The 17,695-nt window shown below is 70.9% G+C and carries 16 protein-coding genes; 13 read left to right on the forward strand and 3 right to left on the reverse strand.

Annotated features, from left to right (window positions below; all coding sequences use genetic code 11):
- Positions 1-54 precede the first annotated feature (54 nt).
- Entirely contained in the window at positions 55-297 is a 243-nt protein-coding gene (locus tag IE066_RS12585) for a hypothetical protein (protein ID WP_189450469.1), read from the forward strand.
- Between the two features lie 41 nt (positions 298-338).
- Here IE066_RS12585 and IE066_RS12590 read toward each other — a convergent pair whose 3' ends face one another.
- Entirely contained in the window at positions 339-2,159 is a 1,821-nt protein-coding gene (locus tag IE066_RS12590; protein WP_189450470.1) for a monovalent cation:proton antiporter-2 (CPA2) family protein, read from the reverse strand.
- A gap of 142 nt (positions 2,160-2,301) precedes the next feature.
- Between IE066_RS12590 and IE066_RS12595 the strand changes: the two genes are divergently transcribed.
- Together IE066_RS12595 and IE066_RS12600 are read left to right on the forward strand one after the other, a co-directional pair.
- Entirely contained in the window at positions 2,302-3,294 is a 993-nt protein-coding gene (locus IE066_RS12595) for a GGDEF domain-containing protein (RefSeq protein WP_189450473.1), read from the forward strand.
- Between the two features lie 33 nt (positions 3,295-3,327).
- Positions 3,328-4,212 carry an energy transducer TonB gene (locus tag IE066_RS12600; protein ID WP_189450475.1) on the forward strand — a complete coding sequence of 295 codons (885 nt, stop codon included), beginning with the start codon at positions 3,328-3,330 and terminating at the stop codon, positions 4,210-4,212.
- Positions 4,213-4,262: 50 nt separating this feature from the next.
- Here the strand turns inward: IE066_RS12600 and rho are convergent, their stop codons facing one another.
- Both rho and trxA read right to left on the reverse strand, forming a co-directional pair.
- Positions 4,263-5,990: a transcription termination factor Rho gene (gene rho, locus IE066_RS12605; RefSeq protein WP_189450477.1), complete on the reverse strand. Its 1,728-nt coding sequence runs from the start codon at positions 5,988-5,990 to the stop codon at positions 4,263-4,265.
- A gap of 298 nt (positions 5,991-6,288) precedes the next feature.
- Complete coding sequence (gene trxA / locus IE066_RS12610) at positions 6,289-6,615, reverse strand: thioredoxin (RefSeq protein WP_189450478.1); 327 nt, start codon at positions 6,613-6,615, stop codon at positions 6,289-6,291.
- Positions 6,616-6,853: 238 nt separating this feature from the next.
- Here trxA and rhlB point away from each other — a divergent pair, with 238 nt between their 5' ends.
- From rhlB to IE066_RS12660, 10 genes are all read left to right on the forward strand, one after another.
- Entirely contained in the window at positions 6,854-8,614 is a 1,761-nt protein-coding gene (gene rhlB / locus IE066_RS12615) for an ATP-dependent RNA helicase RhlB (RefSeq protein WP_189450480.1), read from the forward strand.
- Between the two features lie 101 nt (positions 8,615-8,715).
- Positions 8,716-9,402 (forward strand): cell division ATP-binding protein FtsE, encoded by a 687-nt coding sequence (gene ftsE / locus IE066_RS12620; protein WP_189450482.1) that lies wholly within the window; start codon positions 8,716-8,718, stop codon positions 9,400-9,402.
- Entirely contained in the window at positions 9,399-10,349 is a 951-nt protein-coding gene (gene ftsX, locus IE066_RS12625) for a permease-like cell division protein FtsX (RefSeq protein ID WP_189450484.1), read from the forward strand. Before ftsE ends, ftsX begins: the two co-directional genes overlap by 4 nt.
- Before the next feature lie 60 nt (positions 10,350-10,409).
- The gene (locus IE066_RS12630) at positions 10,410-11,192 is read left to right on the forward strand and encodes a response regulator (protein WP_189450874.1); all 783 of its coding nucleotides are present in this window, start codon (positions 10,410-10,412) and stop codon (positions 11,190-11,192) included.
- Positions 11,193-11,235: 43 nt separating this feature from the next.
- Positions 11,236-11,967, forward strand: coding sequence for a uracil-DNA glycosylase (ung, locus tag IE066_RS12635; protein WP_189450486.1), 732 nt, complete (start codon positions 11,236-11,238; stop codon positions 11,965-11,967).
- A gap of 96 nt (positions 11,968-12,063) precedes the next feature.
- Positions 12,064-13,521 (forward strand): glucose-6-phosphate dehydrogenase, encoded by a 1,458-nt coding sequence (zwf, locus tag IE066_RS12640; RefSeq protein WP_189450488.1) that lies wholly within the window; start codon positions 12,064-12,066, stop codon positions 13,519-13,521.
- Positions 13,518-14,234, forward strand: coding sequence for a 6-phosphogluconolactonase (gene pgl / locus IE066_RS12645; RefSeq protein WP_189450489.1), 717 nt, complete (start codon positions 13,518-13,520; stop codon positions 14,232-14,234). The genes zwf and pgl overlap by 4 nt, the downstream gene beginning before the upstream one ends.
- Position 14,235: 1 nt before the next feature.
- On the forward strand, positions 14,236-16,074 hold the full coding sequence (edd, locus tag IE066_RS12650) for a phosphogluconate dehydratase (protein ID WP_189450491.1): 1,839 nt from the start codon (positions 14,236-14,238) through the stop codon (positions 16,072-16,074).
- Positions 16,071-17,042, forward strand: coding sequence for a glucokinase (gene glk / locus IE066_RS12655; protein ID WP_189450493.1), 972 nt, complete (start codon positions 16,071-16,073; stop codon positions 17,040-17,042). The genes edd and glk overlap by 4 nt, the downstream gene beginning before the upstream one ends.
- On the forward strand, positions 17,039-17,692 hold the full coding sequence (locus IE066_RS12660; protein WP_189450495.1) for a bifunctional 4-hydroxy-2-oxoglutarate aldolase/2-dehydro-3-deoxy-phosphogluconate aldolase: 654 nt from the start codon (positions 17,039-17,041) through the stop codon (positions 17,690-17,692). The genes glk and IE066_RS12660 overlap by 4 nt, the downstream gene beginning before the upstream one ends.
- Positions 17,693-17,695 lie beyond the last annotated feature (3 nt).

Below are 17,695 nucleotides of genomic sequence, written 5' to 3' on the forward strand. Positions count from 1 at the left end.
TCGCGCGCCGCGCGCATACTCGGCCACCTTCAATCACCCGAACAAGGACGTCCCATGAGCGGTTCGCGCAGCCACCTCGACATCGCACTCGCCTCGATCGACGTCTTCGGCAACGACGGCCTGCTCGACATGGCCGAGCTCGATCGCCTGCTCGAACTCGCCGAGCGTGATCGCGTCCTCGACGAGGACGAGAAGCGCGTGCTTGGCACGATCTTCGCGCAGGCCGAGCAGACCCGCATCGACGCGGCCGTCGCCGCGCGCATCGCGCAACTGCGCGTGCAGCACGGCATCGCCTGAGGTACTGCTGGCTCGGGTCCGCTTGCCGGACCGGCGAGCCGTCAGTTCGACGACGCGGGCGCCTTGCCGCGCCCGCGCAGCATGCCGCCCAGCACGCCTTCGCCGGCGTCGGCATTGAACAGTTCCTCTAGCTCGCGGCGCGCATCGCGCGAGGTCTGGATCAGCGCGGCCTCGTCGTCGCGCACGTCGTACTGCGCGCGCAGCAGGCGCTCGTCGTGCTCGCGGAAGCCCTTGACCTGCGCATGCACCGTCTCGGGATCGAGGCCGAGATCGACCAGCACGCGCTCGCCGGTGTACAGGCTGGAGTGGAAGGTCTCGCGGATGGCCTTGGCGCCGAGGTCCATGAGCTCCCATGCGTGGCGACGGTCGCGCGCGCTGGCGTAGACGATCGCGTCGGGATAGAGCTGGCGCACCGCGCGCGCGGTACGCACCGAAGCTTCCGGGTCTTCCAGCGCGATCACGAACACCTGCGCGGATTCGGCGCCGGCCGAGCGCAGCAGTTCGGAGCGGCTCGGGTCGCCGTAGTACACGGGATTGCCGAAGCGACGCACGAAGTCGACCTGGTCGGCGCTGGGCTCGATGGCGATGAAGGGCAGTTTCTGCGCGCCGAGAAGGCGCGCGACGATCTGGCCGAAGCGGCCGAAGCCGGCGATAAGCACCTTGGGCCCGTTGTCGGGAATAGGGTCGAAGGCGCGCGGCGTCGCCTTCGGCGCATGGCGCAGCAGGCGCCCGACGAACAGCAGCAGCAGCGGCGCGAGCGCCATCGACAGGCCGATGGTGGCGACGAGGCGGTCCCGGGTGGCGGCATCGATCAGCCCGGCGCGCGCGGCTTCCGAGAACACCACGAAGCCGAACTCGCCGCCGAACGCGAGCACGCCGGCCAGCTGCAGCGCGTCGCGCCAGCCGAGCCGGCCCGGGCGAAGGCCGGTCAGCGTGATCAGCACGAACTTGACCGCCAGCAGGCCCGCGACCATGGCGGCGATGCGCAGCGGCTCGGCCGCCACGCGCGCGATGTCGATGCTCATGCCCACGGCCATGAAGAACAGGCCCAGCAGCAGACCCTTGAACGGGTCGATCTGCGCTTCGAGCTCGTGGCGGAACTCGGAATCGGCCAGCAGCACGCCGGCGAGGAACGCACCCAGGCCCGGCGACAGCCCCGCCTGCTGCATCAGCCATGCTGCGCCGAGCACGGTGAGCAGCGCGGCGCCGGTGAACACCTCCGGCATGCCGCTCTTGGCGACCAGCCGGAACGCCGGCCGCAGCAGCAGGCGCCCGCCGCCGATCACGATGAGCAGCGCGCCGACGGCTTCGCCGATCGCACGCAGGTCGATCGCGTCCGCATCGCTGTGATGGCCGAGCAGCGGCACCACCGCGAGCAGCGGAATCGCGACGAGGTCCTGGAACAGAAGGATCGCGAACGCCAGCCGACCGTGCTGGCTGTGCACCGCGTGGCGCTCGGCCAGCAGTTGCAGGCCCACTGCGGTCGACGACAGCGCGAGCGCGAGGCCGACCACGATCGCCGCCGTCCAGGGCAGGCCGGCCAGCCGCGCGACCAGCGCCAGCGCGAGCCCGCACATCGCCATCTGCGCGCTGCCGGCGCCGAACACCGGCCGCCGCATCACCATCAGCCGCGACGGCGATAACTCCAGGCCCAGCACGAACAGCAGCATCACCACGCCGATCTCCGACGCACCCAGCACCGGCGCCGCATTGGCGACCACGCCCAGCGCCTGCGGCCCGAGCAGCACGCCGGCGACGAGATAGCCGAGCACGGCGCCCAGGCCGAGACGGCGGAACAGCGGGGCGGCCGCAACCGCGGCGAGCAGGAACACCAGTGCGAGTTCGAGGCCGCCGCCGTGCATGGGGTTTTCCGGATCCGGGACCCGGTCATCCTAGGCCCTCGACCGCGCCCGGACATCCCTCACCCGGGCGCGGCACCGGGCACGCTAGCCTGCGACGGCCGGTACAGGGGCCGGCATCCCGTCATCCGGTATGGGAGGCCCGATGTCGCTGCAACGGCTGCGCAACGAGCTCCAGTTCTCCGTCGTCGTGCTGTTCTGCGCGGCGGGCCTGCTCGGCGTGCTGCCCTTCGCGGTTTACCGCCTGGTGCAGGGCGATGCCGATGCCGCGCTGCTCGACGGCGCCATCGTCATCGCGCTCGGCGGCGTCGGGCTCTACGCCTGGCGCGGCGGCGACCTCGAGCGCGCGAGCCTGTTCCTGGTCACGGTGGCCACCATCGGCTTGCTGCTGATCGCACGGGTACTCGACCTCGCCGGCGCCCTGTGGTCCTACCCGGTGATCGCCTCGTATTTTCTGCTGCTGCGCTGGAGCCGCGCACTGGTCGCGGCCTCGACCCTCATGCTTCTGATGATGCTCGAGCCGCATGCGTTCGATTCGATGGCGCACCGCCTGATGTACCTGGCGAGCGCCGCCGTCACCAGCGTGATCGCCTACGTATTCGCGCGTCGCACGCAACTGCAGCGCGACCAGCTCGAAGCGCTGGCGGCACGCGACCCGCTGACCGGCGTCGCCAACCGGCGTGCGATGGACAAGGAACTGCGCATCGCCGCCGAGGCCTTCCATCGCCATCGCGTGCCCGCCGCGCTGGTGGTCATGGACCTCGACCACTTCAAGGCGATCAACGACGCGCTCGGCCACGACGCGGGCGACGACGCGCTGGTCGAGTTCGCGCGGCTCGTGCAGTCGTACTGCCGCGTCGGCGACCGTCTGTTCCGCTTCGGCGGCGAGGAATTCGTGCTGCTGCTCGCCGGTACCGGCGTCAACGACCTGCAGGCCTTCGCCGAGAGCCTGTGCGCCGCTGTGTCGACGCGCCTGCGCGCGGGCGGCCGCGCGGTCACCGTGTCGATCGGGGGCGCGGTGCTGCGCAAAGGGGAGTCCAACGCCGAGTGGCTGGCGCGCGCGGACGCCGCAATGTACGAAGCCAAGCGCCGGGGGCGGGATCGGGTGGTGGTCGACCGGGAAACGGCCGCCGGCTGACGCTATGCTCCGCGGGACTTCAGGGAGGAACCCATGCGCAACCTCATGCTCGCCTTCGCGCTTCTTGTCGCGATCGCCCCGGCCCATGCCGCGCGGCTCGCCGACGTCGTAATCGAGGAACCCGTGCTCGCCACGCGCGTCGACGGCAAGCTCGAGATCGAAACAAGCGGCGCCGTCGTCGGTTTCACGCCCACCACGGTCATCAAGGATTCTCTGGCCGAAAGCCTGCGCGCGATGGTCATGCGCTGGCGCTTCGAGCCCGTCGTCGTCGATGGCCGCGTCGTCAATGCGATCGCGCCGGTGCGGCTGTCGCTCGCCGCGGTGCCGCGCGAGGACGGCGCGTTCGAGATGAAGATCGAGCACCTGACCTTCCCCGACGAGGCCGACGGGCGCGAACACGATGGAGGCGGATCCGAAAGCCGCATCCTGTCGGCTAAGGTCGCGCGTCGCGTGGCACCGCAGTATCCGACCGCATCCCTGCGGGCGGGCGTCAGCGGACGCGTTCTCGTCGCCGTGCGCATGGATGAGGACGGGCAGGTCCTCGACGCGGTCGCGCGCGAGACCGCGCTCTACAACGTCAAGGGCAGCGATCGTCGCCTGGCGCCTTACGTGGCCGACCTCGAGGCCGCGAGCGTGCGCGCGATGCGCCGCTGGAAGTTCGACCTGACGCTCGCGCCCCGTGCGCCGGGCGATGCGGAACCGCTTACCGGGTTCATCGCGTTCGTCTACACCATCGGCAACGCGGGCACGCCCGAGCAGGGCAGCTGGACGTGGGAAGCGCGCACGCTCGGCCGCCCCATTCCCTGGCTGGCGCCGGCCTTGGCTGACCGCATTCCGGGCGTGGAGGATGTCGGCGAGAACGGCAGCTTCGGCCTGCCGAAATCGCGCTACCGCCGCATCGGCGACGGCACGCTCTGATGTGAAAAGCCCCGCCGAAGCGGGGCTTTTTTCTGGCATCGATCCGCGCCTCAGCGCTTCATCGAGCTGAAGAACTCGTCGTTGGACTTGGTGTTCTTCATCTTGTCGAGCAGGAACTCCATCGCGCCGATCTCGTCCATGCCGTGCAGCAGCTTGCGCAGGATCCAGATCTTCTGCAGAAGCTCCGGCTCGATCAGCAGGTCCTCGCGGCGCGTGCCCGAGCGGTTGATGTCGATCGCAGGGTAGACGCGCTTCTCCGCGATGCGGCGGTTGAGGTGGACTTCCGAGTTGCCGGTGCCCTTGAACTCCTCGTAGATCACCTCGTCCATCTTCGAGCCGGTGTCGATCAGCGCGGTGGCGATGATCGTCAGCGAGCCGCCTTCCTCGACGTTGCGCGCGGCGCCGAAGAAACGCTTCGGGCGGTGCAGCGCGTTGGCGTCGACGCCGCCGGTCAGCACCTTGCCCGAGCTCGGCACGACGTTGTTGTAAGCACGCGCCAGGCGGGTGATCGAATCGAGCAGGATCACCACGTCCTTCTTGTGCTCGACCAGGCGCTTGGCGCGCTCGATCACCATCTCGGCGACCTGCACGTGGCGCGCGGCCGGCTCGTCGAAGGTCGACGAGATCACCTCGCCGCGCACGGTGCGCTGCATCTCGGTCACTTCCTCCGGGCGCTCGTCGATGAGCAGCACGATGAGGTGCACGTCCGGATGGTTGTAGGTGATCGCGCTGGCGACCTGCTGCATCAGCATGGTCTTGCCGGCCTTGGGCGGCGACACGATCAGTGCGCGCTGGCCTTTGCCCTGCGGCGCCATCAGGTCGAGGATGCGGCCGGTGATGTCCTCGGTGCTGCCGTCGCCGCGCTCGAGGCGGAACTTGCGGCGCGGGAACAGCGGGGTGAGGTTCTCGAACAGCGCCTTGTTCTTCGACGCCTCCAGCGGCTCGCCGTTGATGGTGTCGACGATGTTGAGCGCGAAGTAGCGCTCGCCGTCCTTCGGCCAGCGGATGCGGCCGGCGATGTGGTCGCCGGTGCGCAGGTTGAAGCGGCGGATCTGCGACGGCGAGATGTAGGTGTCGTCCGGGCCGGCGAGGTAGCTCGCCTCGGCCGCGCGCAGGAAGCCGAAGCCGTCCGGCAGGATCTCCAGCACGCCGTCGGCGGCGACGCCTTCGCCGTGGCGGGTCAGCACCTTCAGCAGCGCGAAGATGACGTCCTGCTTGCGCGCACGGGCGACGCCCTCGTGGATGTTGAGCTGGTCGGCGATCTCGAGCAGCTTCGGCGCGGGCATGCGCTTGAGGTCGCCGAGCGAATAGGTCGGGAAGCCTTCCGGCACCTGCGGGTGCGGGCGCGGCACGAAGCCCTCGCCGTTGCCGGCGCCTTCGTCGGTCATGCCGCCGTCGCGCTGGCGCTCGCGCTGGCGCTCGCGGCGATTCTTGAAGCGCTCGCGACGGCTCATGCGCTGGCCGCCTTCGCCCTGCGGGCCCTGCTGGCCGCCGTTCTGCGACGACGGGGTGGACTCGCCGGAGGTGGACGGCTCGGGCGCGCCGGCGACCGGCGCGGCCTCGGCGGCCGTTGCGTCGTTGCGCGGCGCGGACTCGGTGCGGGCGGGGGCGTCGGCGGGCGCGCGCGGCGCCTCCGGCTGCGGCGTTTCGGCGCGAGGCGCCTCGGCGACGGGGGTGGCGACGGCGGGCGCGGTGTCGGCGGCGTCGGCCTTGGCCACGCGCGTCTTGCGCACGCGCTTCTCGGCGACTTCGCCGGCGTCGGGGGTCTGGTCGGACAAGCGGAATTCCTCGCTAAGCGGCGAGCGCCCGCGGATGCGCGGGCGAGGTCGGGATCGGATCGATTCGGAGAATCAGAGGGGTGCGGCGAGCGCGAACGCGCCGGGCCTGCAGGAAACTAGCACCGCCGCGACGAGGCGTGCAAGCGCTCGGGCGGAGGCATTCGACCGCGTCGAGCGGCTGTGCCGCGTGAAGGCCGGACGGGGTCGGGAGTCACCTTACCGGAGAGACGGCGGCATCGCGCGGCACGCCGTCCACCGGTTCACGGGCGGGTCACGCCGTCGGCGCGACCGCGGCGCTTCAGAGCGCCTTGTCGATCAGCTGCGCGAGCTGGGCCTTGCCCACCGCGCCGATCTGCTGGCCGTGGATCTGGCCGTCCTTGAAAACGAGCAGCATCGGGATCGAGCGCACGTGGTACTTCAGCGCCGTCTGGCGCTCGTTGTCGACGTTCACCTTCACGATCTTCGCGCGGCCGTCGTAGGTCGCGGCCAGCTCGTCCAGCGCCGGGGCGATCATCTTGCAGGGACCGCACCACGGCGCCCAGAAATCCACCAGCACGGGCTCGGCCGACTGCAGGACCTCGCGGTCGAAGTCGGCGTCGCCGACATGCTTGATCTTGTCGCTCACTGAACAGGTCTCCTCGGATCGGGGCGCGGCCGACATGGTCGCACGGGCGCCGTGCAGGCATGCGCTACACTTGGGGGCCCTACGCGGTGGCGCAAGCCCCGCACGACCGTCCGGCCGCATCCGCAGTGTTCCGCGGATGCACCCCGTCGCCGCCCTCACGCGCGCCCGGACGCCTTGCCGGCCGCCGTCTTCCGGCCGCCGTCTCCTACGCAAGCGCCCACCGGCGCGCCGGATCCTGATGAGCGACAAACCCTTAACCGACGTCACCTTCTCCTCGTTCGACCTGCACCCCGCGCTGCTCGCGGGCCTTGAAGCCGCCGGCTTCACGCGCTGCACGCCGATCCAGGCCCTCACCCTCCCGCTGGCGCTGGCCGGCCGCGACGTCGCCGGCCAGGCGCAGACCGGCACCGGCAAGACGCTCGCCTTCCTCGTCGCCGTGGTGAACCGGCTGCTCACGCGCCCGGCGCTGGCCGACCGCAAGCCGGAGGATCCGCGCGCGCTGATCCTGGCGCCGACCCGCGAGCTGGCCATCCAGATCCACAAGGACGCCGTGAAGTTCGGCTCCGACCTCGGCCTGAAGTTCGCGCTGGTCTACGGCGGCGTCGATTACGACAAGCAGCGCGCGATCCTGCAGTCGGGCGCCGACGTCATCATCGCCACGCCCGGCCGCCTGATCGACTACGTCAAGCAGCACAAGGTGGTCAGCCTGCACGCCTGCGAGATGTGCGTGCTCGACGAAGCCGACCGCATGTTCGACCTCGGCTTCATCAAGGACATCCGCTTCCTGCTGCGCCGCATGCCCGAGCGCACCACGCGACAGACGCTGCTGTTCTCGGCGACGCTCAGCCATCGCGTGCTCGAGCTCGCCTACGAGCACATGAACGAGCCGGAGAAGCTGGTCGTCGAGACCGAGACCATCACTGCCGCGCGCGTGCGCCAGAAGGTGTACTACCCGTCGGACGAGGAAAAGATCCCGCTGCTGATCGCGCTGCTGTCGCGCAGCGAAGGCGCGCGCACGATGGTGTTCGTCAACACCAAGGCGTTCGTGGAGCGCGTGGCGCGTGCGCTGGAGCGCGCGGGCTACCGCGTCGGCGTACTTTCGGGCGACGTGCCACAGAAGAAGCGCGAGTCGCTGCTGAAGAAGTTCCAGGCCGGCCAGCTCGAGATCCTGGTCGCGACCGACGTCGCCGCGCGCGGCCTGCACATCGACGGCGTCTCGCACGTCTACAACTACGACCTGCCGTTCGATGCCGAGGACTACGTCCACCGCATCGGCCGCACCGCGCGCCTGGGCGCCGAGGGCGATGCGATCAGCTTCGCCTGCGAGCGCTACGCGATGAGCCTGCCGGACATCGAGGCCTACATCGAGCAGAAGCTGCCGACCGAGCAGGTGACGCCGGAGATGCTGGTCGCGCTGCCGCGCCCGGTGCGCGAGAAGGTGGAAGGCGAGGAAGAGGAGAGCGTGTCGGCGATCTTCCGCGAGGCGCGCGAGGCCAAGGCCGAGGAAGACGCGCGCCGTGGCGTGAAGCCGCGCAGCGGTGGACGTTCGGCCGGCCGCGACGGCGAGCGCCGTCCGCGCGGACCCAAGCCCGAGGGCGAGCGTCGCCCGCGTGCGCCGAAGCCGGAAGGTGCGGTCGATGCCGTCGAGGCGACGCCCGCCATTGCCGACGCCGCGCCGAAGCCGCCGCGTCCGCCGCGCATCGATCCGGTCACCGGCGAGGAGCTGGCGCCGCGCAAGCGTCGTCGCCGTCGTCGCGGCAAGCCGGTGGACGGCGCCGTCGCGGAGAACGGCGCGCAGGCCGCGTCGCCGCGCCCCGCATCGTCGGAGCCACGTTCCACGCTGACCCAGCCGCGCACGCCGCGCGCGAAGGCGGAGCTCGAAGCCTCGCGTGCCAATGCGGACGCGCCGGCGTCCGCGGCGAAGAAACCGGGCCTGCTGCACCGCGTGGCGCGCGGGCTGAAGTCGCTGGTCACGCGCGGGCCGCGCACGCAGCACTGATCGGGCGACTTCGCGTCGGACGACGGGCGGCCCCTCGGGTTCGCCCGTTTTCGTTGCGGCGCCGCGCGGGCGGCGACGGTGCATCTGCGATACTCCGCCGCATGAGCCTTCTGCGTTTCGACAACGTCGGCAAGCGCTATGCGAGCGGGCGCGATGCGCTCGTCGACGTGAGCTTCGACGTCGCGCCCGGCGAGATGCTGTTCGTCACCGGTCACTCCGGTGCCGGCAAGAGCACGCTGCTGCGGCTGATCCACCTCACCGAACGCGCCACGCGCGGCGCGGTGATCTTCGCCGACCGCAACATCGGCAAGCTCGGCGGGCGGCGCATCGCGCTGCATCGCCGCGACGTCGGCGTGGTGTTCCAGGACCATCGCCTGCTCGCCGACCGCAGCATCGACGACAACGTCGCGCTGCCGCTGCGCCTGCGCGGCATGCATCGCGCGGAGATCGCCAAGCGCGTGCGCTCCACGCTGGAGAAGGTCGGCCTCGGCGATCGCGGTCGCGCGTTGCCGCGCCAGCTCAGTGCGGGCGAGCAGCAGCGCGTGGGCATCGCGCGTGCGATCGCCGCCGAGCCGAAGCTGCTGCTGGCCGACGAACCCACGGGCAACCTCGATCCCGCGCTGTCGACCGAAATCATGGCGCTGCTGGAATCCCTGTCGATGCGCGGCACGGCGGTGATGGTGGCCAGCCACGACCTCGCGCTGGTGCGGCGCATGAAGAAGCGCGTGCTGGTGCTGGACCACGGCCGGCTGGTCGACGACATCGCGCCGGGAGACCTCGCCGAATGAGCACGAAGGCCGTCCGTACCGAGGCCGTGCGCACGCGCTCGCGCATCGGCAGCTGGTTCGACCACCACGTCTACAGTCTGGTCGCGAGCCTCGGCCGCATGCTGCGCAAGCCGTGGGCCACCGGGCTCACCGTCGGCGTCATGGCGATCGCGTTCGCGCTGCCGTTGGGGCTGTGGGCCGTGCTGTCGAATCTTTCGCAGTTCACCGGCGACGTGCAGCAATCGCGGCAGGTGGGCGTGTATCTCGAACCCGGCACGCCGCTCGACCGGGCGCAGTCGCTGGCCGCGCAGCTGCGCGCGCGTGGCGACGTCGCGGGCGTCGAGCTGCGGAGCGCCGATGAGGGCCTGCGCGAGCTGCGCGAAACCGGCGGCCTCGCGGCCGCGGCCGACGCGCTCGGCGACAACCCGTTGCCGCATCTCCTGCGCGTCACGCCACGTGGCGACGACGCGGCGCTCGCCGCCTCGCTGCAGGCGCTGCCGGGCGTGGACGCCGTGCAGCAGGACGCGGCCTGGCGCCAGCGCCTCGACCGCTGGCTGCTGCTGGGCGAGCGCATCGCCTGGGTACTCGCGGTGCTGCTCGGCCTCGGCGGGTTGCTGGTGGTCGGCAATACGGTGCGGTTGGACATCCAGTCGCGTCGCGACGAGATCGAGGTGCTGCAACTGCTCGGCGCCACCGATGGCTTCGTGCGTCGGCCCTTCCTGTATCTCGGCGCCTGCTACGGCCTGCTCTCGGGCCTGATCGCGCTCGGCCTGCTGACCGGCGCCGAGCTGGCACTGCGCGCGCCGATCGCCGATCTCGCGCAGGCGTATGGCAGCGGGTTCCGCCTGCAGGGCTTCGACCCGATCCGGGCCGCCGTCGCAGTTCTGGGCGCGGGCGTGCTCGGCTGGCTTGGCGCGGGGCTGGTGACCGGTCACTATCTGAGGCAGACCCGCTCGACCGGCGACTGATCTTTGAGCACGGAGCACTCGCAGGACCTTCGCCATCTCCCGGCCTCGTCGGCCCGCATCATGGTGGTCGACGGCAGCAGACTGGTGCGCAAGCTCATCGCCGACGTACTGCAGCGCGAGGTGCCGGGCGTCGACGTCGTGGCCTGCGAGAGCGTCGCGCAGGCGCGCGAGGCGCTGGCGAGCGGCCCGGTCGATCTCGTCACCACCGCGCTCGCGCTGCCCGACGGCGACGGCATCGCGCTGGCGCGCACCGTGCGCGAGGCGGCGGGACAGAAATACGTGCCGGTCATCGTCGTTTCCGGCGATGCGCAGTCGCACCTGGAATCGCGCGCGTTCACCGACGACGTCACCGACTACTTCGACAAGGCGCTCGGCCACAACGCGCTGGCCGCCTTCATCCGCGGCTACGTGCATCCCGAGCCGATCCCGGGCGCGCGCGTGCTCTACGTCGAGGACAGCAAGGTCGTTGCCGTGGCCACCAAGCGCATGCTCGAGCGCCACGGGCTCAAGGTGCTGCACTTCATCGGCGTCGAGGAAGCGCTCGCGCATTTCGACGCGCATCGCGGCGAGGACGACGTGGGCGCCGACCTCGTGCTCACGGATGTCTACCTCAAGGGCGAGCTGTCCGGCCACGACCTGCTCGGCCGCCTGCGCGTGCAGTTCGGCTACGGCAAGCGCCGCCTGCCGATCCTCGTCATGACCGGCGACGCCAATCCGCAGAACCAGAGCGAACTGCTGCGTGCGGGCGCCAACGACCTGGTGCTCAAGCCGATCGAGGAGCGCCTGCTGGTGACCAAGACGCTGTTCCAGCTGCGGCTGTCGCGACTGCCCGTCGAAGCCTGAGCCGTTCGTTGCGCCGCGACGGGCGACGCCCGACGATAGCGCGATGCCCAACGCCGACCAGATCAAGCTCGAACCCGGCTGGAAATCGCATGTCGGCGATTACCTGCTGCGCGAGGACATGCAGCAGCTCTCGGCCTTCCTGCGCGAGCGCAAGCGCGCCGGCGCGCAGGTGTTCCCGCCGGGGCCGCAGATCTTCGCCGCCTTCGATGCGACGCCGTTCGATGCCACGCGCGTGGTCGTCCTCGGCCAGGACCCGTACCACGGCCCCGGGCAGGCGCACGGCCTCGCGTTCTCGGTGCGTCCGGGCGTGCCGGTGCCGCCGTCGCTCGCGAACATCTACGTGGAGCTGCAGCGCGACCTCGGCATCGCGCGGCCCGACCACGGCTGCCTGCTGCCCTGGGCCTGGCAGGGCGTGCTGCTGCTCAATGCGGTGCTGACGGTGGAAGCCGGCCGTGCCGGCGCGCACCAGGGCAAGGGCTGGGAAGGCTTCACCGACCATGTCGTCGACGTGCTCAACCGCGAGCGCGACGGGCTGGTATTCCTGCTCTGGGGCAGCTACGCCCAGGCCAAGGGCAAGCGCATCGACATGTCGAGGCATCGTGTGCTGAAGGCGCCGCATCCCTCGCCGCTGTCGGCGCATCGCGGCTTCATCGGCTGCGGGCATTTCTCGGCGGCGAACGAGTACATCGCGCGGCGCGGGCATACGCCGATCGACTGGTCGCTGCCGTCGCTTGCAGGGCTGCAGCCGATGCTCGACGCGCGGCAGGGCGCCTGAGCGGCGCGACACATGCCAGGCAGCGGCCGTACGGCCGGCGCCGATTTCTTCATGGCCGGCCCGCTAGGCTGGCCCTTCGTTTCGATACGAGCGTCCATGAGCCCCAGCCCCGCTTCGCTGCTGACGATCTTCGGCGCCTCCGGCGACCTCGCACAGCGCATGCTGCTGCCCTCGCTGTACGGCCTGCACCGCGAGCGGCTGCTGCCGCCCGGGCTGCGCATCCTCGGCAGCGCGCGCAGCGAGTTCGACGACGCGGGCTTCCGCGAGAACGTCGCACAGGCCATCGGCCGCTTCGTGCCGGCCGGCGATCTCAACGACGCCGAGCTGCGTGGCCTGCTGGAACGCGTGCACTACGTGCCGGCGACGCTCGGCGACGAGGCCTCGTTCGCCACGCTGGGTCAGCGCATCGACGCGCTGCGCGAGGGCGGCGACGCGGTCTACCACCTGTCCACCGCACCGCGTTTCTACGGCGACATCTGCCGCGCGCTGGGCGCGATGGACCTCGCCGGCCCCGGCACGCGCGTAATGCTGGAAAAGCCGATCGGCCATGACCTCGCCAGCGCGACCGCGATCGACGACGCGGTGGCCGCGGTGTTCGACGAGGCGCGGATCTTCCGCGTCGACCACTACCTCGGCAAGGACGGCGTGCAGAACCTTCTCGCGCTGCGCTTCGGCAACGCGCTGTTCGAGCCGCTGTGGAACGCGCGGCACATCCAGCAGGTGCAGATCACCGTCGCCGAAACCGTCGGCGTGGAAGGCCGAGGCGACTACTACGACGACTACGGCGCGATGCGCGACATGCTGCAGAACCATCTGCTGCAGCTGCTGTGCCTGGTCGCGATGGAGCCGCCCTCGCATTTCGACCCGACGGCGGTACGCAACGAGAAGATCAAGGTACTGCGCTCGCTGCGGCCGATCGGGCGCGACGAAGTCGCCACCGAGACGGTCGCCGGGCAATACGCGGCCGGTGCGATCGCGGGGCAGGCGGTGCCGGGCTATCTGGAAGAGCTGGGACGTGCGAGCCGCACCGAAACCTTCGTCGCCATCCGCGCGCAGGTGGACAACTGGCGCTGGGCCGGCGTGCCGTTCTACCTGCGTACCGGCAAGCGCATGCCACGCCGATCGACCGAGATCTACCTGCAGCTGCGCCAGGTGCCGCATTCGATCTTCGGCGCCGCGCCGCAGCCCAACGCGCTGGTGATCCGCCTGCAACCGGAGGAACGCATCGAACTGCAGGTGATGAGCAAGACGCCGGGCCTCGACCGCGGCGGCCTGCAGCTCTCGCCGGTCGAGCTCGACCTCGACATGCACGAGGAATTCGCCGCACATCGCCGCCGTCTCGCGTACGAGCGGCTGTACCTCGATGCGATCGAAGGCAACGGCACGCTCTTCGTGCGTCGCGACGAAACCGAGGCCGCCTGGCAGTGGGTCGATGCGATCCACGACGGTTGGCGTGCCACCGGCATGCTGCCCAAGCCGTATCCGGCCGGGACCTGGGGCCCGAGCGCGGCGGCGACGTTGATCGACCGCAAGGGACACAGCTGGCGCGAATGACGATGGCCTGGGTCGAACACGCCTATCCGGACGGGGACGCACTGGCGGCCGCGCTGGCACGCGAGCTGGACGCCGCGGTGCAGGCCGCGCTCGCCACGCGTGGACGCGCGCTGCTCGCGCTCGCCGGCGGGCGCACGCCCCTGCCGGCCTATCGTGCGCTCGCCAGGCGCTGGCGCGACACGCCCGGCCCCGCGCATATCGTGCTGATACCCACCGACGAGCGCTGCGTGCCCCACGATCACCCCAGCTCGAACGTGCGCGAGTTGCGGGAAATATTCGGCGGAACCGCCGTGCGCATCGAAGCGCTCACCACGCACGACGGCGATCCCGCGCGCTCGGAGCGCTACGCCGCCGCGATGCTTGCCGGGCACAAGGAGCCGTTCGACGCGGTGGTCCTCGGTATGGGCGGCGACGCGCATACCGCGTCGCTGTTCCCGAACGCCGGGCAACTGGCGGCGGGGCTGGATCCGTCGACAACGCTTGATGCGCTGCGCATCGACCCCGATCCATTGCCTGTCGAAGCGCCATTCGCACGCATCTCGCTCACTGCCGCGCGCCTGCTGCGCACCCGCGCGCTGCACCTCGCCCTCGCGGGCGATGCCAAGCGCGACGTACTCGCAGCGGCGATGGCGGATCCGGACGCGTTCGAGCGGCCGGTCGCTGCCGTGCTGCATGCGCCGGAGGCGACGGTGCATATCCATTGGAGTCCCTGAGATGTCCCTGCATCCCACCGTCGAGCGCGTGACCGAGCGCATCCGCGACAGGAGCGCTGCCACGCGCGCCGCGTATCTCGCCCGCATGGCCTCGATGCGCCACGACGGCCCGGCGCGCGGCGCGCTGGGCTGCGGCAACCTCGCGCACGGCTTCGCCGCGGCCGGCGCGGACAAGCCCCACCTGCGCGGGCAGGTCGGCCCGAACATCGGCATCGTCACCAGCTACAACGACATGCTGTCGGCGCACCAGCCGTTCGAGAACTTCCCGGTGCTGATCCGCGCGATCGCGCGCGCGAACGGCGCAAGCGCGCAGGTCGCCGGCGGCGTGCCGGCGATGTGCGACGGCATCACGCAGGGCCGCTTCGGCATGGAGCTGTCGTTGTTCTCGCGCGACGCGATCGCGCTCGGCACCGCGATCGCGCTGAGCCACGACATGTTCGACGGCATGCTGCTGCTCGGCATCTGCGACAAGATCGTGCCGGGGCTGCTGATCGGCGCGCTGAGCTGGGGCCACCTGCCGTGCATCCTCGTGCCCGCGGGGCCGATGCCATCGGGCATCCCGAACAAGGAGAAGGCGCGCATCCGCCAGCTGCATGCCGAGGGCAAGGTCGGCTACGACGAACTGCTCGACGCCGAAGCCGCCAGCTACCACACCGCCGGCACCTGCACGTTCTACGGCACCGCGAACTCCAACCAGATGCTGATGGAGGTGATGGGCCTGCACATGCCGGGCACCGCCTTCGTCAACCCGGGCACTTCGCTGCGCGACGCGCTCACCGTCGCCGCCACCGAGCGTGTTCTGCGCATCACCGCACTGGGCGACGAGTACACGCCGCTCTGCGACGTCGTTGACGAGCGCTCGATCGTCAATGCGATGGTCGGCCTCGCCGCGACCGGCGGCTCGACCAACCACGCGATCCACCTCGTCGCCATCGCGCGCGCGGCCGGCATCCGCATCGACTGGGACGATCTCGACGAACTCTCCCGCGTGACGCCGCTCTTGGCGCGCGTCTATCCGAACGGCGAGGCCGACGTGAACGCATTCGAGGCCGCGGGCGGCGTCGCCTTCGTGATCCGCGAACTGCTCGACGGCGGCCTGCTGCACGAGGACGTGCGGACGGTGCACGGCGGCAGCCTGCGCGACCAGGCCCGGCAGCCGTATCTCGATGGCACGCAGCTGAAGTGGGCCGATGCACCGGTGCAGTCGCGCGATCCGTCGGTCGTGCGATCGCTCGCCGAGCCGTTCGATGCCGAGGGCGGCCTGCGCCGGCTGCAGGGCAATCTCGGCCGTGCGGTGGTGAAGGTGTCGGCAGTCGCGCCGGAGCATCGTGTCATCGAAGCGCCGGTGCAGGTGTTCGAGGCGCAGGAAGCGCTGCTCGACGCATTCCGCGCCGGCCTGCTCGAGGGCGACTTCATCGCCGTGGTGCGCGGGCAGGGCCCGAAGGCCAATGGCATGCCGGAGCTGCACAAGCTCACGCCGACGCTGTCGGTGCTGCAGGACCGTGGCCAGAAGGTCGCGCTGCTCACCGATGGCCGCATGTCGGGCGCATCGGGCAAGGTTCTCGCGGCGATCCATCTCACGCCTGAAGCGGCCGACGGTGGGCCGATCGCACGGTTGCAGCCGGGCGACGTGGTGCGCATCGATTCGGACGCCGGCACCGTCGACGTGCTCGTCGACGAAGGCGCATTCGCCGCACGTACGCCGCATCGCACCGACCTCTCCGCCAACCGCACCGGCATGGGCCGCGAGCTGTTCGCGCTGATGCGCCGCGAAGTCGGCAGCGCGGAGGAGGGCGCGTGCGCGCTGCTCGACGCGAGCGATCGGGAACTCGCCGGATGACGGCGGTCGGGCTGGTCGCCGACATCGGCGGCACCAACGCGCGCTTCGCGCTGGTCGAGCTCGATTCGCCCACGCCGCGGCTGCACGACATGAAGGCGCTGCGCGGCAGCGACTACGCGAGCCTGCACGAGGCCTGCGTGCATTACCTCGACGGTGTGCAAGCCACGCCGAGCCACGCCGCCTTCGCCATCGCCTCGCCGATCAAGGGCGACGACGAGGTGCGCATGACCAACCGCGCCTGGTCGTTCCGACGCAGCGAGCTCGAGCGCGCACTCGGCCTCGAACACCTGTGCGTGCTCAACGACTTCGGTGCCGTCGCGCGGGCGATTCCTGCGCTTGCGGCGGATGATGTCGTGCCTCTCTACGGCGATACCTCGCTGCCGCCCGCATCACCCGTCACCGTGATGGGCCCGGGCACCGGCCTCGGCGTCGCGTTGCTGCTGGGCGACGCGACGCGCGGCTGGCAGGCCATCGAAACCGAAGGCGGGCATGCGACGTTCGCGCCGATCGACGACGAGGACCGGCGCATCGTCGCCCGCGTCGATGCGCTGTACGGGCGTACGTCGAACGAGCGCGTGCTCTGCGGCGAAGGCCTCGCGCGCATCGACGCGGTGCTGCGCGATGCCGGCGGCGACGCGCTGCGCGAGCCGGCCGACATCGTCCGTCTCGCCACCGAAGGCGAAGACGACTCGGCGCGCCGCGCGCTTGCACGCTTCTGCGCGATCCTCGGCTCGGTCTGCGGCGACATCGCACTGACCCACGGCGCGCATGCCCTGATGATCGCCGGCGGCATCGTGCCGCGCTTCGTACCGTTCCTTCGCCGCAGCGCGTTCCGCGAACGCTTCCTCGCCAAGGGCCGCTTCGCCGCCTACGTGGAGAACGTCGCGATCCACGTCGTCACCCATCCGCAGCCCGGCCTCCTGGGTGCCGCCGCCGCGCTGCGCGACCGACTGGAGCACACACGATGATCTGGACACCGGAAACCCGCGCCACGCGCGTGGATGACATCCTCGCGCAGGCGCCCGTGCTGCCCGTGCTCGCCATCGACCGCGTCGAGGACGCCGTGCCGCTGGCACGCGCACTGGTCGACGCCGGCCTGCGCGTGCTCGAGGTGACGCTGCGCACCCCGGTGGCGCTCGACGCCATGCGCGCGATCGTGGACGAGGTGCCGGATGCGATCGTCGGCGCCGGCACGATGCTGCGCGCGGAGGATTTCCGCGCCGTCGAGGCCACGGGCGCGGTCTTCGGCATCGCGCCGGGCACCACGCCCGCGCTGTACGAAGCCGCCGAACTCACCGCGCTCGCATTCATACCGGCCGTCGCGACCGCGAGCGAGCTGATGTGCGGCATGGAGCGCGGCTACCGGCGCTTCAAGTTCTTCCCCGCCGAGGCGGCGGGCGGCATCACGGCGCTGAAGGCCTTCGCCGGCCCGTTCGCCGACGTGCGCTTCTGCCCTACCGGCGGCATCGACGCGTCGAAGGCCCGCGGCTATCTCGCGCTGAGGAACGTGGCGACGGTGGGCGGCTCGTGGATGGTGCCGACCGATGCGCTGGCTTCGCGCGACTGGGACGGCATCGCACGGCTCGCGCGCGAGGCGGCCGTCCTGCGCGCGGCCTGACGC

Source organism: Cognatilysobacter xinjiangensis (assembly GCF_014651995.1).
Taxonomy (GTDB): Bacteria; Pseudomonadota; Gammaproteobacteria; order Xanthomonadales; family Xanthomonadaceae; genus Cognatilysobacter; species Cognatilysobacter xinjiangensis.